Source organism: Psychrobacillus vulpis (assembly GCF_006861825.1).
Classification (GTDB): Bacteria; Bacillota; Bacilli; order Bacillales_A; family Planococcaceae; genus Psychrobacillus; species Psychrobacillus vulpis.
Genome location: NZ_VDGI01000014.1, coordinates 79,818 through 95,853 on the forward strand (window position 1 = coordinate 79,818; position 16,036 = coordinate 95,853).

At 35.6% G+C, this 16,036-nt stretch carries 16 protein-coding genes, 1 pseudogene and 1 riboswitch; of the genes and pseudogenes, 7 read left to right on the forward strand and 10 right to left on the reverse strand.

Annotated features, from left to right (window positions below; all coding sequences use genetic code 11):
• Positions 1-45 precede the first annotated feature (45 nt).
• The 5 genes and pseudogenes from ypfJ (at position 46) to FG384_RS13150 (ending at position 4,025) form a co-directional block, all read left to right on the forward strand.
• Positions 46-889 (forward strand): annotated as a pseudogene (gene ypfJ, locus FG384_RS13130) (KPN_02809 family neutral zinc metallopeptidase).
• A gap of 103 nt (positions 890-992) precedes the next feature.
• Positions 993-1,844 (forward strand): diaminopimelate epimerase, encoded by an 852-nt coding sequence (dapF, locus tag FG384_RS13135; RefSeq protein WP_142643062.1) that lies wholly within the window; start codon positions 993-995, stop codon positions 1,842-1,844.
• 204 nt (positions 1,845-2,048) lie between these two features.
• On the forward strand, positions 2,049-2,618 hold the full coding sequence (locus FG384_RS13140) for a 3D domain-containing protein (protein ID WP_142643063.1): 570 nt from the start codon (positions 2,049-2,051) through the stop codon (positions 2,616-2,618).
• Between the two features lie 148 nt (positions 2,619-2,766).
• Positions 2,767-3,663, forward strand: coding sequence for a DUF899 family protein (locus tag FG384_RS13145; RefSeq protein ID WP_142643064.1), 897 nt, complete (start codon positions 2,767-2,769; stop codon positions 3,661-3,663).
• Between the two features lie 185 nt (positions 3,664-3,848).
• Positions 3,849-4,025 (forward strand): aspartyl-phosphate phosphatase Spo0E family protein, encoded by a 177-nt coding sequence (locus tag FG384_RS13150; RefSeq protein ID WP_142643065.1) that lies wholly within the window; start codon positions 3,849-3,851, stop codon positions 4,023-4,025.
• Positions 4,026-4,074: 49 nt separating this feature from the next.
• On the opposite strand, the gene FG384_RS13155 is transcribed toward FG384_RS13150, so the two are convergent.
• The 3 genes from FG384_RS13155 to FG384_RS13165 all read right to left on the reverse strand — a co-directional run bounded on the left by FG384_RS13155 (position 4,075) and on the right by FG384_RS13165 (position 8,771).
• On the reverse strand, positions 4,075-5,778 hold the full coding sequence (locus FG384_RS13155; protein ID WP_142643066.1) for a methyl-accepting chemotaxis protein: 1,704 nt from the start codon (positions 5,776-5,778) through the stop codon (positions 4,075-4,077).
• 248 nt (positions 5,779-6,026) lie between these two features.
• On the reverse strand, positions 6,027-6,644 hold the full coding sequence (locus FG384_RS13160; RefSeq protein ID WP_142643067.1) for an NUDIX hydrolase: 618 nt from the start codon (positions 6,642-6,644) through the stop codon (positions 6,027-6,029).
• Between the two features lie 1,101 nt (positions 6,645-7,745).
• Entirely contained in the window at positions 7,746-8,771 is a 1,026-nt protein-coding gene (locus FG384_RS13165; RefSeq protein WP_142643068.1) for an LLM class flavin-dependent oxidoreductase, read from the reverse strand.
• A 181-nt stretch (positions 8,772-8,952) separates the two neighbouring features.
• Between FG384_RS13165 and FG384_RS13170 the strand changes: the two genes are divergently transcribed.
• A complete protein-coding gene (locus FG384_RS13170) occupies positions 8,953-9,279 on the forward strand; it encodes an antibiotic biosynthesis monooxygenase family protein (RefSeq protein WP_142643069.1) in 327 nt (108 codons plus the stop codon).
• Between the two features lie 80 nt (positions 9,280-9,359).
• On the opposite strand, the gene FG384_RS13175 is transcribed toward FG384_RS13170, so the two are convergent.
• The 5 genes from FG384_RS13175 to FG384_RS20320 form a co-directional block, all read right to left on the reverse strand.
• On the reverse strand, positions 9,360-9,998 hold the full coding sequence (locus FG384_RS13175) for a FusB/FusC family EF-G-binding protein (protein ID WP_142643070.1): 639 nt from the start codon (positions 9,996-9,998) through the stop codon (positions 9,360-9,362).
• Positions 9,999-10,157: 159 nt separating this feature from the next.
• Positions 10,158-10,421, reverse strand: coding sequence for a CD3324 family protein (locus FG384_RS13180; protein ID WP_142643071.1), 264 nt, complete (start codon positions 10,419-10,421; stop codon positions 10,158-10,160).
• Positions 10,422-10,622: 201 nt separating this feature from the next.
• Positions 10,623-10,883, reverse strand: a complete 261-nt coding sequence (locus FG384_RS13185) for a DUF3006 domain-containing protein (RefSeq protein WP_166462448.1) — start codon at positions 10,881-10,883, stop codon at positions 10,623-10,625.
• On the reverse strand, positions 10,870-12,084 hold the full coding sequence (locus FG384_RS13190; protein WP_142643073.1) for an MBL fold metallo-hydrolase: 1,215 nt from the start codon (positions 12,082-12,084) through the stop codon (positions 10,870-10,872). Before FG384_RS13190 ends, FG384_RS13185 begins: the two co-directional genes overlap by 14 nt.
• 176 nt (positions 12,085-12,260) lie before the next feature.
• Positions 12,261-12,383: a hypothetical protein gene (locus tag FG384_RS20320; protein ID WP_276612766.1), complete on the reverse strand. Its 123-nt coding sequence runs from the start codon at positions 12,381-12,383 to the stop codon at positions 12,261-12,263.
• Positions 12,384-12,422: 39 nt separating this feature from the next.
• A riboswitch (PreQ1 riboswitch) is annotated at positions 12,423-12,467 on the forward strand.
• A 7-nt stretch (positions 12,468-12,474) separates the two neighbouring features.
• Between FG384_RS20320 and FG384_RS13195 the strand changes: the two genes are divergently transcribed.
• On the forward strand, positions 12,475-12,957 hold the full coding sequence (locus FG384_RS13195) for a QueT transporter family protein (RefSeq protein ID WP_142643074.1): 483 nt from the start codon (positions 12,475-12,477) through the stop codon (positions 12,955-12,957).
• A gap of 58 nt (positions 12,958-13,015) precedes the next feature.
• Here FG384_RS13195 and FG384_RS13200 read toward each other — a convergent pair whose 3' ends face one another.
• Entirely contained in the window at positions 13,016-14,752 is a 1,737-nt protein-coding gene (locus FG384_RS13200) for a methyl-accepting chemotaxis protein (RefSeq protein ID WP_166462449.1), read from the reverse strand.
• A 232-nt stretch (positions 14,753-14,984) separates the two neighbouring features.
• Entirely contained in the window at positions 14,985-15,962 is a 978-nt protein-coding gene (locus FG384_RS13205; protein WP_142643075.1) for a ring-cleaving dioxygenase, read from the reverse strand.
• Positions 15,963-16,036: the final 74 nt, after the last annotated feature.

Consider the following 16,036-nt stretch of genomic DNA (forward strand, 5'->3'; position numbering starts at 1 on the left):
GACAATATACATAATAATTCGTATTAATCATAGGGTGGGATGCATATGAAATGGAAAGGGCGAACCGGTAGTTCAAATGTAGAGGACCGACGAGGAAAGGGTGGCGGAAAAGCGATCGCTGGAATTGGTGGTGGTGTCGGATTGATCATTGTCATTATTATAGCTTTGTGGTGGAAATCCTGATGATCTTATTGGAAATTTCCCTACAGATCAATCCAATTCGGTGCCATACGAAGAATCCTCACAAGAAAAAGAACTTGCACAGTTTGTTTCTGTCGTATTGGCTGATACAGAGGCGGTTTGGAGTGAGATTTTCCAAGATAATGGTTTACAATATAAAAACCCAATCCTTGTTCTGTATTCGAATAGTGTTCAGTCGGCATGTGGTGCAGCTGGTTCATCAGTTGGACCATTTTATTGTCCTGGTGATCAAAAGCTGTATATTGATTTGAGTTTTTATCAAGAGCTACAAGATAAATTCCATGCACCTGGCGATTTTGCAATGGCTTATGTAATCGCACATGAAGTGGGGCACCATGTACAAACTCTTCTAGGTACTACAGAGAAAACAATGCCTCTTCGAGAAAAGTTAAGTGAAGAGGAATTTAATAAATACCTTCTCCGCTTTGAGCTACAAGCTGATTACTTTGCAGGAGTGTGGGCAAATCATGCACAGGGAATGGATTTACTGGAAGAAGGAGATTTAGAAGAGGCACTCACTGCTGCAAGTGCTGTTGGAGACGACACATTACAAAAACAAGCACAGGGATATGTTGTACCAGAAAGTTTTACACATGGTACTTCAGAACAACGAAAAAGCTGGTTTTATAAAGGTTATGAAAATGGAACCATTAAAGGTGGAGACACGTTTAATACGACGTCACCTTAGAGCAGATTCTTACTAGAGTCTGCTTTTTTCCATTGACCTAGATGGATTCAACTAATTATAATGAAACAAATTGTCCCTTTAAATGGAAGAAGGAGTAGACATGATGAATATACCTTTTACGAAAATGCATGGTTGTGGTAATGATTATATATATATTAATTGTTTTGATCATACAATTGAAAACCCTGAAGATTTGAGCCGAACTATTTCTAATCGACACTTTGGTATTGGTGGGGATGGGATTGTTTTAATCTGCCATTCTGATGTGGCAGATGCGAAGATGCGTATGTTCAATATCGATGGTAGTGAAGGTAAAATGTGCGGAAACGCAATTCGTTGTGTTGCAAAGTATCTTTATGACCATAACATTGCTTGTAAAGAGACTCTTGAAATCGATACATTAAGTGGAGTAAAGATTATTAAATTACATACAGAAAACGGCAAAATGTTATCAGCTACAGTAGATATTGGAGAACCTATGTTGGATCCTGCAATTATTCCTACTTTAATAGAGGAACAAAATGCACTTATTAATTTTCCGTTTCAAGTAGATGATGAGATATTTGCTATTACAACAGTTTCCATGGGGAATCCGCATTGTGTCTTATTTTGTGACGACATCGATTCAATTAATTTACAACATATTGGACCTAAATTTGAACATCATCCCATGTTTCCAGAGAGTGTGAATACAGAATTTATCCAAATAGAGAGTCGAAACTGTATTCGAATGCGTGTGTGGGAACGTGGAAGCGGAGAAACACTAGCATGTGGAACTGGTGCGTGTGCAGCAGTTGTAGCTGCCGTTTTGAACGGACATTGCGACAAAGATACGGACGTTATAGTGAAGCTTCTAGGGGGAGAGCTCATTATCCGCTACACTGATGAAAGTGTGCTGATGACGGGACCAGCTGTTCAAGTATTCGAAGGTGAGATTCAGTGGAACAATAAATGAAAGATTCACAAATATAATGTCACTTTACAAACCTTTCAAACATTTGAAAGGTTTTTTTAGTCTAGAATCTATTTTAGCTGCATACATATGATTTAGTTTATAGTTTAAATTCTATTTTGTAATGCTATTGGTAAATTATCGTAATATTCCTGTAATAAAATACTGCTAATATGTGAATAGACTAAATAGCAAGGGGTAGAGTATTTGAGAAAAATTCTTGGGACACTCATCATCACAATTGCATTATTGGTTAGCGGAGCAAATGTAAGTATTGCCGCATCTTCTATGTACACTGTACAAAAAGGAGACACACTTTATAAAATTGCTAAAAAGCATAATGTGTCTATCTCTAACTTAAAATCATGGAATAATTTAAAATCAGATAATATTAAACCTAAACAAAAGCTAACAATCGCATCTACTGGTAAGGCAAAAAATACAAAAACTAAAAATCCATCTCGATCGAATTCTGAAGACAAAGTAGTTAAAGAATTCGTTGTATCTGCAAGCGCATTTACAGCAAATTGCAATGGTTGCACTGGTATTACAAGCACTGGTATTAACTTAAAGCGAAATCCAGATGTTAAAGTCATAGCGGTCGATCCAAATGTTATTAAACTAGGAACGAAAGTATATGTGGAAGGCTACGGTTATGCAATTGCAGGTGATACTGGCGGAGGTATTAAAGGAAACAAAATCGATGTCTTCTTCTCCTCCACAAACGACGCTTATAAATGGGGTCGCAAAAACGTAACAATAAAAATTTTAGAATAGAGATTAGATCAGGATTCAAAAGGACATCTTTTGAATCTTTTTTTATGGAATTTAAATTTACACTATTTCTCTTTTTCGGAAAGGAAATCCACCAATGTATATGGAATTATATAATTGGACATAAAAATATAAAGGAGCGAAAGACCGTATGCCTAATTCTACTTTATTAAGTCAAATTGATGCACTGGAGAGAGAGATTCAAGAAAAAAAAGAGCAGCTGACTGAATTACGAAAATCTGTTCCGGATAAGTTAGTTAAAAATTATTCTTTCGAGACGTCCGATACCCGTAAAATATCATTGATTGAATTATTTGGGGACAAAGATGAACTTATCGTCATTCACAATATGGGAAAAAGCTGTTCGTATTGCACGATGTGGGCAGACGGTTTTAACGGTGTATATCATCATTTAGTTAGTAAAGTTGGGTTTGTGCTAGCATCACCAGATCCCCCTTCTACACAAGAAAACATTGCAGCAGAGCGTAATTGGAAATTTCCAATGTTCTCTACAACAGGCAGCTCGTTTACAGAAGACATGGGATTCCAAAATGGCAAATCTCTCAAGCCTGGCGTATCAACATTCTATAAAGACGAGAATGATAATATTTATCTTTATGCTCAAGCTCCTTTTGGACCTGGCGATGATTTCTGTAACACGTGGCCTTTGTTTGACCTACTACCGTCAGGTTCAGCTGATGTTGTAGCAAAGAAAAAGCTTAATAATAACTCCCCTTTTCAGTTAACAAATAATGTTGCAATTGGTGTAAAAGATTTTGAGAAAGCAATAAAATTTTACATTAATGTACTTGGTATGCAGATGGAAAAAACAGTTGGAAATGAAATGAAGCTTTCCATTAGTGGCACTAACTTTTATGTGGAAAAAAGCGATCATAATAATACTTTTTTCGAGTTTGCAGTGGAGGATTTCGAATCTGCTAAAGAGCTTCTTCTACAGAACAACTGTATCATTACACAAGAGTACTCGGACAAAAGTTTGATGTTAGAAGATCCATACGGCTTAAAATTTCATTTATTCCAAGTGTAATCACAAGAAACCGGCTTTGGTACCCCTAGCCGGTTTCTACAATTTAACAACACTATTTTTTTGATATCTTCAAATTAATTATGGCAAATTAGTGACATTTAGTTTTCATTGCACATTTCGACATTGTTTTCAATTCCTATCTTTTATGATATACGAGTATCATTTATTTACCGGAGGAATGAAAAATGGCCAAAAAATATTATATAAAACAATTGTTATTACTAATAGCTATAAAAAAGCAAGAAATGTATAAAAAAGCTAAACAATTGGGTTATACCCACCCTTGTGTTGTAGCATGCAGTCAAGAGCTCGACCAGCTATTAAATAAATATCAAAATATCAATTCCGTTGCTTTAAACTAATGAGCAAGAAACGATACTCCTAATAATAAAATAAACTATCAGGTATTTTTTACACTTTAAATCTAGATATTAGTGTTTGCAGTTCTTCCGCCATTTTCGCTAATGCATCGGAAGAAGCTGCAATTTCTTCCATAGAAGCTAGCTGTTCTTCTGTAGCCGAAGATACTTCTTCCGTACCCGCTACAGTAGCTCCTGCCACCTCATTAACGATACCTACTGAGCTTAGTACTTGCTCGGAGCTAGCTGCAATTTGTTGAACAGCAGCAGATACTTCGTGAATGTCTTTCGTCAGTTCATGAACGGAATATTGAATTTGCTCAAATGAAGTTCCAGCTACATTTATTGTCGAAATACCTTGTTGAACTTCCTCGGTTGCTTTGTCCATCGATTTTACAGCAAATTGTGTTTCTTCTTGTATTGCTGTAATAAGTATTGCTATTTGATTGGCTGAATTCGATGATAGCTCAGCCAGTTTTCTTACCTCGTCTGCTACTACAGCAAATCCTCGCCCTTCTTCTCCTGCTCTTGCTGCTTCAATTGCTGCATTTAAAGCAAGTAAATTGGTTTGAGCCGAAATGTCTGTAATTACTTCAATAATCGATCCAATTTCATTAGAACGATTGCCAAGGTTTACAACCACCTCACTTAACCCTTTAACAGTTGTACTAATTGAATTGATTTGGCCAATCGCATTTTCCACTATTTCATTTCCTTCACGAGCTTTTTCTGATGTTTCATCCGCTATTTCTACTACATGTTGAACTGTTGTTGCAATTTGAATGACTCCAGAAGACATCTCTTTCATGGATGCTGATGTTTCATTAACGCTTTTCATTTGGTTATCCGAACCAACGACTAGCTCTTGGGCTATGCCTGCAATATGTTCCGTTGCTTTATTTGTCATTTCAGCCCCTGCGGTTAGCTCCTCAGAGGATGCTGCAACTTGTTGCGATGTTTGAGATACTTGTTTTATTAAGTTTTGTAATCCAGCGAGCATTGAGTTAAACGAAATAGACAATACTCCAATTTCGTCTTTCGATTTATAATCTCCCCGAATCGTAAAGTCACCATTTTCTGCTTTTTGCATAAGCTTTTGCATACCTGTAATTGGCTTTGTAATTAATCGAGAGATGTAAATACTCAAAGTGATAGATATAGTAATTGCTAATATTGTCAATAAGATCATCATCTTTGTCGCCTGTTGATGCGATTTCTTATCAGTAGCATTTAATTGTTTTGCCATACTAATATTATGATCACTTAACTCAGCCGAATTTGCTGTAATTATTCCTCTAACTTTCTTCACTTTTGTTGAATAGTAATCATATGCTTCTTTTTGCTGGCCTTTATCAATAAGAAAAAAAACATGTATAAGCTCTTTTCTATATGTTTCGAATGCTTTAATAAATGGTTCGTACCTTTCTTTTTCAAAACTATCCAGATTCGACTGCTCATAGACAGTAAATAATTCATCGTTTTGCTTTAGTACTTCATTTATCTTTTTCTTTAACTCTACTTTGTTTGCAGTATCGTTTGTGATCATCAGCTCAAGTACATAGGAGTCTAACGTTCGATTATTTGTGCTTATCATATCAAGATCTTTAATAGGAAGTAAGTTCTGTTGATACATATCCTCGCTGTTTTTCGCCATGGAATTCATGTAAGTAAACCCTGTAACACTGACTCCCATTAAAAAAATTATATTTACAATAATCAGTAATAATAATTTTCTCCCCACTTTTATATTTTTCATTCTACACCCTCCATTGTTTTTTGATTAGCAAAAATAATCAAAAAATAATCCAAAAATATTAGTAAAACCCTTTTTAGTGAGTAAATTTTACTAGCAACCATTAAAAATGATATATGATTCATTTGAACTAATCAACAATAAATATTTTATTTACTAAATATTTTTAATGATTTTTTATAGATTTATTACAAATAGAAACAAAAAAAACCAGGCTAATTAGCACTGGCTTACTGCGTATCTATTAAGTATTAGCAATTTTCTATTCCGCGAATTACCGCTTCATAATAGGAGGTTTCATGATGTACAAAATTATTTTTTGTTACCAATTTGTTAATGTAAACTTTCTTTCCTTCTGAATCTATTTCAAAGCCTTCTACTTGGATTTTGTCTATTTTACCTAACCAAAGTTCCGCAAATTGTTTAAACTTTGTCCGTACTACACCTGATACTTCTTCTGTTTGTAGTTTGTAATCATCTAAAGAATTTGGACGTCTATACACATACACATGCGCGAGTTCTTTATCAATTATTGTATCTGTCTCAACAGAATAAGGGATTATTCCGAGTGAAATTAGCTCACCAAAAGCGACTTCTATACCTAGTTCTTCTTGAACTTCTCTTATTCCGTCGTAAACTTCTTCATTCGCTAATAAATGGCCAGCAGCTGTTATATCTAGTAGATTTGGATAATCTCTTTTGTTTGCACTTCGAATTTGTAAATAGATATAGTCTATCTCCTCTTCCCTACTAATAATCCAACAATGAAAAGTTTCATGCCAATGTCCTAGTCTATGTACTTCCTCACGTGTCGCGACACCTTTCTCATTACAATGTTCATCGAAAATTTTCAACAGTTCATTTTCCATTACAAGTTCTCCTTCCCAAAGATTTATAGTGAAAAAATAGAGGCAACTTTAGATAGCCTCACCAGACTGTAGACAAAACTTAATATTTTATATTGTTTTTTGCGAAGCTTACCATTCGCTTTCCGCTGGCGATACCGAGCTGTTGTCCCAAACGATGTTGGTCATGAAGGTGTTACCTCAAGACAGGCGCGCTTAGCCTTCCTTCTCCTAACATGCTGAGGCACTGTAAAAAAGCCCTTATAATTAGCTTTGCCAGACGGAGTTGTACAATAACTGGATAGATAGAAAATCGTTGAAAAGACTCCCTTTCCGCGGGCGTTGCCTTAGCCTCCTCGCTGCGAGGACACTGAAAAAGTCCCCATAATTCGACTTTGCCAGATGGGTTGTCCAACAGTCCAATAAATAAGAAAATCATTGAAACGGCTCCCTTTCCGGAGGCCACTGAAAAAGTGTCATTCATATAAATTATCTATCAAATAGTCCTAAGAGAATTTAGCGCTTTGGCATTCGCTTTCCGCGGGCGAGCGACGAGCCTCCTCCTACGCTTCGCTTCGTGCGGGGTCTCGTCTGTCTCGCTTTCCCGCAGGAGTCTCATGCGTCGCGCTAAATTCTTTGAATGATATACAGCAAATAGTTCCTATAAAAATAATAATTTTGAGTTTTTCAGTGGCCTCCCTTTCCGCGGGCGTTGCCTCAGCCTCCTCGCTGCGCTGCGGGGTCTTCGGCTAACGCTATTCACGCAGGAGTGTCGCCTTTTTCAACGATTTTCTATGAAACTGTGATCGTTTACCTATTGTAAAATTTGAAGGTAGAATGAAAGAAATCATACAGACTGCTCCATAGTTAGTATTTCATTGATTTGATTTTTCGTCATCCTATACATTACCTCGGTTATTTTTCAGAGAACTAGTTGATTGGAGCGGAAAGCGACGACTCCTGCGGGAATAGCCTAAGTCTTGAGACTCTGAAAGGAGCATAGCGACCAAAGAGGCTCAAGCCACGCCCGCGGAAAGCGTTCGCCCGCAGCGAAAATCACTGCTTTCACTTTTTATTTTATGTGAAACTGAAGGCTATAATAAATAGCCTCTTTTTTATTTGTTTTTATTTCACGTCATTCGCGACTTTCGAAATGAGCTCAAATGATTTGATACGTTCTTGATGATCGAAAACTGGCGAGTTAATCATGATCTCATTTACTTGTGTAGAGGCAACAAAATCTTCTAACTTGGATTTTACAATTTCAGGAGAACCAACAATTCTAGCTCTTAGTTGTTTATTCACCATCATTTTCTCCTGTTCTGTCCAAAGATTATCCATACTTACTGGCGGTTGGATTTTTGCTTTATTACCTCGAATTAAACCTAAAAATTGCTGTAAAAGAGATGAAGAGAGAAATTCCGCATGCTCGTCCGTTTCAGCAGCCACAACATTAAGTCCAGCCATTACATAATGTTCTTCCAAGTATTTGGATGGTTTAAAGTAACTCCGATACAAATGCAATGCTTCTTCTAAATAATCCGGAGAGAAATGGCTCGCAAAGGAATACGGAAGCCCTAGGATACCTGCTAATTTCGCACTGTAATTACTAGAACCAAGAAGCCACATAGGTACTTCTAGTCCTTGTCCAGGTACTGCAACTACTGGTCTTGTATTGTTCTCTTCCACTTGTTCAAAATACGATTGTAGTTCACTCACCAACTCGGGGAAATTGTCCGCTCCACTAAAATCTCTTCGTAAAGCACGAGCGGTAATCATATCTGTTCCAGGTGCTCTACCTAATCCAAGATCAATTCGACCAGGGTATAAAGACTCTAATGTTCCAAACTGTTCTGCAATAACTAAAGGCGAATGATTTGGAAGCATCACCCCGCCTGCTCCAATTCGCAATGTACTTGTACCACTCGCCAAATAACCAATTAAAACAGATGTCGCAGAACTTGCAACGCCTGGCATATTATGATGCTCGGCAACCCAATATCGGTTGTATCCGAGCCGTTCTGCATTCTGTGCAAGCTCCATACTATTTAAAAAAGCATCTCTTGCAGTGGAACCTTCTGCAATAGAAGATAAATCTAATACAGACAATGGTATATTACTTAAAGTTCTTTGTTGTGTCGAAGCTTTCATTTTATGCTCTCCCCCGTCTTCTTCATGGAAATTTAATGTGTTGTTTCCTAATAAATCATCAATAGGTTTGTAAAAATCATTATACTATTGACCATACGAGAAAACTGATTTGACGCTTCACACCCTATTCAAAATTAACTATGATAATAAAGACATATCAAAAAGTAAGGGAGTGAAAAAAATGAGCGAATCCTCGAAAGCTTTTCAAGTTCCATATTATGCGGTTATTTTTTCTTCTACAAGAACAGATGGGGATAACGGCTATGCAAAAATGGCAGATAAAATGGTGGAATTAGCTTCAAAACAGCCTGGATTTTTAGGTATAGAATCTGCGCGTGATGAGGAGCTAGGCATAACAGTTTCCTATTGGGATTCATTAGATTCCATAAAACATTGGAAAGAGCATTCTGTACATAGAATGGCTCAAGAAAAGGGCAAGACAGACTGGTATCAGAGCTTCAAACTAAGAGTTTGCAAAGTAGAAAGAGATAAATTTTTTGATATGTAACTATCACCAGGAAACGAGACAACATATAAAACAAACGTGAATAAACATTCACGTTTGTTTCTGTTCCAAGTACCGTTTGTCTAGCCATTAATAAGTTCGACAAATTCATTAAGATTGTCTAGTGAAACTAAATTGTGATTACATTTTTGACTATCTTGGCAAATATAGTTACCTCTTTTTATAAAAGCGTCTTGCGTTGACCCTTTTATTGCAGATGTAAACATCCCAATTTCTTCAAAACGATTACAAAGAGTACATAGCCCTTTCTTATGTGAGCTTTTAAATCCACCAGATAGTCCAACAAGCTTTCCATTATGGTCGACAATAAGAAATTTTTTATTCGTGCCTTTATCGATCCAGCTAATATAGGAAATCTCCGTAAAGTCCATTTCATTTAACGGTGGTATTTTTAATTTTTTCGCTTTAGGAAACATTTTTTTTACTGTTTGCTCCGAAATCTCTTTAAAAGGAATAACAAAGGACTTTATTTGATGTAAAAATTCTTCCGCTTCTGCCTTCTCCTTCACATTGATTACCGGATTTAGCAATTGTTTTTGTTCTTCATTCAATCCCTCGAACAATCCTAACACCTTTTCTATCGTTAACGATTTTAGTGCATTTAGCACGGCTTTATCGTTAACTGTTAAATGCCCATTTACAAGAGCCAGTGTCTGTTTTTTTATAAAGTTATATTGATCACTTCTAATGAAAGGATTCATTTTCATCTCTCCTATTGATATTTCCTACATGGTTCTATTATTTTCTATTAATTGTAAAGGAAAAATATTTATAAATAAATGTATAGGATGATTAGTAAACATTTTCGCCATAAAAAAACCGATAACCTATCTGGATAGATTATCAGTTTTCATTAATAATTATTTGGAGTATACAATTTTTTTTATCGTTTCAATTGAAAGAAAATGCTCTTCAGCTAGCTGTTGTAATGGTATTCCATTTTCAAAAGCTTTTCTAATCGATTGATTTCTTTCATCAATTCTTTTTCTTTCTCCAGATAGTGTACCCCACTTTTTATAATGCTTTTCCGGTTTTGGAATATAAATAGCTTCACCTTGGATATACTTTTGTATTTCTACAACAAGTTCTTTTGGTAAAACATTAGTTGCTTTTAAATAAGTCATTTTAAGCTCGCTCCTTATTATTTTTGAATAATAAAATAAGGTGCAAAGCCAAAATTATAAAGCGGCGATTAATAGTTAAATAAAGAGCTCCCCACGCAAAGTATCGCCTCTCCTATAACAGGCTTTGCATGAGACGTTGCGATATCTGGCAATTTACAGTTACATGCCATTCTTCTAACCTCCTAAAAAATGGTCTTTATATTACAGGTGCCTGGCACCACCATTTTTTTTTAGTTCTTCGATTAAGTTTTGTATTTTTTCTTTTTGGTGTTGTGTTTCTTCTTTCAATTGTCTTATTTCATATGTTTCATTTTGCTTACATATGTGCACGATATCTCCTTCTTGAAAGGTGTCATTAAACTGAGAACGGGGTAGGAGGAGTTTTTCGGTCTCTTCAGGATATTTCAATAAAACAGCTATTTCTTTATCGAATTGATCTATTGTGTATTTACTCCATTTCACTAACGACCTCTCCTTTCTCATTTATCAATTGAGCGGCATCTCCATCGTTTCTCCACATTTGTCCATTAGTCCATTTAATAAAATCTTGACCTTCTTTTGCATTTTGTCCACTTGTGATGTAAATCGTTTTACCTGCAGCAAGCGTAATATTCGGAAACTTGAATACTTGATTTCCTATGACCGATACAAGTTTCCATCCGTTCAAGTTCACTGATGTATCGCCTGTATTAGTAATACCGACAATTTCTTCTTGTACGTCTTTACTCTCAATCATAATTAGGGAAGTTTCCCTATTCTTATCGGGATTCTTCTCAGTAGATTGATGATGAGTAGAAACAGTGTAATCTATACCATTCGTCTTAACTATTATATTACCTACCTCTACAGTAGCATAAACTTGTGAATGTATATTATTTAGACGAGACACCACATCTTCATTAGGATGACCATAGGAATTATCTTGACCATAACTTAACACGGTAACTTTTGGTTGAACTTCGCGAATAAAATCTTCTGAGCTACTAGTATCAGAACCATGATGTCCTGCTTTTAAAATGGTAGATTTCAAGTCGAAATGCTTTAGCATAGTTTGTTCTACACCAATATCTGCATCTCCTGTTAACAAAAATGAAATGTCATCATACTGGACTTTCAGCACAATGGACGCTTCATTATTATCACTTGAATCTTCGCCTACATTTAAAACTGTTATTTCTATGTTTGGATCTAAAGGAATAGTATCTCCCTTACTTGGAACGATAAATGGAATGTTTTTGTCCAGAATGAGCTGCAACATATTCTCGTATGTTTGAGTAGTATGTACTTTTCCAGAATCCACAAAGTTTCTAATCGAAATAGAGTTTAGCACTTCATGGAGTCCACCAATATGATCGGCATCCGGGTGAGTAGCAATAACGTAATCTAATTCGTCTACTCCTTGACTTTGTAAATAGGAAACGACCTGCTTACCAGCATCCTTCTTCCCACCATCGATGAGCATGTTTTTGCCTTCCGGAGATTGAATAAGTATAGAATCTCCTTGTCCAACATCAATAAAATGGACACTCATTTCTTTCCCAACGTTTACTTTAGTTGAGGATGTTTCCACTTTTGACTCTTGGTTTTCTGTTTGGGTTTCTATCGTGCAGCCTAACGTTATGAAAATCAGAAATAAACTGATTACTAATACTATATGTTTCATATATACCATCCCTTTTAATACTGTTTTTTATTTTCCATAAGATGCTAGCTAGCTATCTTCTTCTAGTTTAATTGTTAGGTGAGTATAAATAATAAAATGAGTGCAAAAGAAAGCTACACTTTCAAGGGCTACCTTTATAACCGGATATTCGCTTTTTATGACCGGATAACTACTCCTTATAATCGGATAAAAGCTTTTATGACCGTATAGCCACTCTTTATGTCCGGATGACTTCTCCAAAACCACATAGAATCTATTAATAATTTCCAATATGCTAAATTTACTAGTTTTCTTGACATGTGGGACCTTCATGCCCTATTATTACTATTTGTGCATTATATAACGTGGTTCGAGAACCTCCCACGTAAAAAAACTAAGGAGAAATGAATAATGAAAATAAAAACACTTGCAACAAGCGGAATTATTGCAGCTTTATATGTTGCAGTATCTCTACTAGTGGCACCTTTTGGATTTACGCAGGTACAGTTCCGTATTTCTGAAATGTTTAACCATCTTGTCGTGTTCAATAAAAAGTTCTTTTTTGGAATTGTACTCGGCGTATTTGTAACGAATCTGTTTTCACCTCTAGGATTATACGACTTAACCTTTGGGGTAGCGCATTCGATCATCTCTCTATCTATCACCATTTTTGCATCTAAGTATATTAAAGGTCATATTCCACGTATGATATTCAATACGCTAATCTTTACGTTTACTATGTTTATCATCGCTTTCGAATTAAACCTTGCTTTAGAGCTTCCTTTCTTATATACATGGTTAACGGTAGCAATTGGTGAATTCGTTGTATTAGCAGTCGGCATTCCTCTTATGAGTGCTTTAAATAAACGATTAAACTTTAAATCATTAATCTAATCGTAGAAAAAGTACCAACTTCCAATAATCCGAAGTTGGTACTTTTTTGTTAGGATACTTAATTTAATTTAAAATCGGAAACAATATCTTGAAGTTTTTCGGACATTTCTGCTAATGCACGAGAAGCAGACGTCATTTCAATCATGGAAGCATATTGTTCTTCGGCCGCTGCTACGACATTTTGTGTATAGCTAGTTGATTGTTCCGTAACGTCTTTTGTTTTTTCAACTTCATTAACAAGAAATTCTGTATTACTACTAATCTCTTGGATTTCTGATGAAATAAATGATAGTTTGTTGTTTATCAAGTTTACATCAGCTGCAATTGCCTCAAATGTTTGCCCAGCATTAGTAACATAATTCATACCAGTCTCAATGACTTCTTTTCCTTCATTCACGGTATGGACAGTATCTTTTGTATTCATTTGAATTTCACCAATTAAAGTAGAAATGTTTTTTGCGGCATTACCAGATTCTTCAGCTAATTTTCGTACCTCATCTGCTACTACTGCAAATCCTTTTCCATGCTCACCTGCGCGTGCAGCTTCAATTGCTGCGTTTAAAGCAAGTAGGTTTGTTTGATCTGCTATTCCTGTAATTACATTAATGATTTCACCAATCTCGTTCGATTTGCGTTCTAATATTAGCATCGCTTCTGTAGTTACAGTACTTTGGTTATTGATTTGGTTCATTTGTTCCACTGTTTGTGCGATTACTTCATTACCCGCAAGAGAAACTTGCGACGTTGCAACGGAAAGCTCATTTAATTCTTTAATATTCGAAGTAATTTCCGTAATGCTTGCAGAAATTTGAGAAACAGAATTTTTTGCTTCCTGCACTCCATACAATTGGCTTTCTTGACCGGATGAAATTTGTTGAATCGAATCCGTAATTTCTTCCGAAGCTTTACTCGTTTGCTCACTACTCGCAGTTAATTGCTCAGAAGTTGCAGCTACTTGCTCAGCCGAACTTGAAACCAAATTTAGAACCTCTTTTAAATTGGTAGTCATTGTATTTAGCCCATTTGCAAGATCGCCCAAATCGTCTTTATTTTTAATCTTGATGTTCTGAATAGATAAGTCTTGATTTGCAATCTTTTTCAGATTTTGTGCGATTAGTTGAATTGGAATACCTATATGTCTAGAAAACAAGATAATAACAACTATACCTATCAATGTACTTACTGCTAATGTGATTGCGATTGTTATTAGGATAGAATTAGAACCTTTATTAAAGGCTTCCATGTAAGCCCCTGCACTTACAACCCATCCCCAGTTCGGATCTACCTTATTATAAGTAATTTTTGTTGCTTCAGTGCCAGGCTGATTTGGTAAATCCCACTTATAATATGTAAAACCACCGCCTGCTTCCGAAGTTTTTATAATATCTTGTACGACATATTTCCCATCAACATCTATATCTTCCCATCCATTTTTCCCTTCTAAGGATGGGTGAGCTATTCGTTCTCCATCTTTACTATAAATGCTAATATAACCATTTTCACCTAAATCTATGATTTTTGACGTTAATGTACGTTTTCCATCACTTTGTAATTCACCAAGTAAATATTGCTTCACTTGTTCTTGCGCTTCTTCTAAAGTTATCTCTCCATTTTCAACAGACTCATTCTTTGAGTCTATTAACAACAGCGCCGTCTCTACACTATTTTTAAGTGTCTTTTCTCCTAATTCATCTAAATTGTTTTTAGCAGACATATAACTGCTTACCCCTATTATTAAACTTGGAATTAATAGTAGGCATAATGAAATGATAAATAATTTAGTACGAATTTTCACTTGCTATTCCCCCTTGAATCGAATAATCCGGTCGTGTATTATATATGTATTTTTTACCACACAAAAAACTTATCGGCTGAAACTTTATTATCTTTAGCGTGAATTTAAATAGTTATTAAATACTATTTATTTTATTTTCTATATAAAACTTTTTACTTATATACCAATAAGATACATTTATATAAAAAAGAGACCTTTTCTCTAGGAGAAAAGGTCTTCAAAAAAGTACTTATTATTCTTTCACAAAATCTATTGTGCTTCTAACTGTATCAATTGGGCGAACTAAGCTCTCTATTTCTTCACGTTTTGGTTCTAAAAACGGAGGTAATGATAGTTTTTCTCCGAGCGTTTCATATGGTTCATCCCCCATAAATCCTGGACCATCCGTTGCAAACTCAAATAATAGTCCTCGCGCAACTCTAGCATATAATGACTCAAAGAAATGACGGTCAACATACCCAGAAGTTTGTAATCCGAAGCTTTCCATACGTGCAATCCATTCCTCTAAAACTGAACGATCTTCCACACGGAATGCTGCATGATGAACGGTACCAAACCCTTGTCTACCTGGAGGAAGAATGATGTTTTTTTCTACAATTACTTGTGCTCCATTTCCACCCTCACCAACTTCAAAAAGATGGAATGATCCTTCTTGTGCTATTTCTTTAAACAATAGAACTTTTTCCATTACTTCTTTTAAATAATCAAATTCAGCAATTCGTATATGGATTGGTCCTAGACCAGTAATCGCATACTCTACAGGAATCGGCCCTTTTTGCCAAGGTATTCCCGATGCAATACCTTTATTGTCTTCGTCTGAAATCAACTGATATTGCTGGTCATCAAAGTCTACAAACGAAACGACCTTTGTACCAAATTGTTCTTGTATTCCAGTATGTTTTACTTCTAATCGATCAAAACGTTTTACCCAATAATCTAATGCTGCATCACTTGGAACACGGAAAGCTGTTTTATAAATCTCATTTGTACCGTGTTCACCTTTTGAGATACCCGGGAAGTCGAAGAACGTCATATCTGTTCCAGCTCCACCTACATCATCTGCAAAAAATAAATGATACGTTTGAATGTCATCTTGGTTAACTGTTTTCTTTACTAAACGCATACCTAGTACATATGTGAAAGACTCATAATTTTTTTCTGCACTACTTGTAATTGCAGTAACGTGGTGTATTCCTTTTAATCCGTTCATTATTTTTTCCTCCTAAATTTTATCTTTAATTAAAGTATCTCTAATTCAAAGTAATTTTATCATGAATAAAAAAC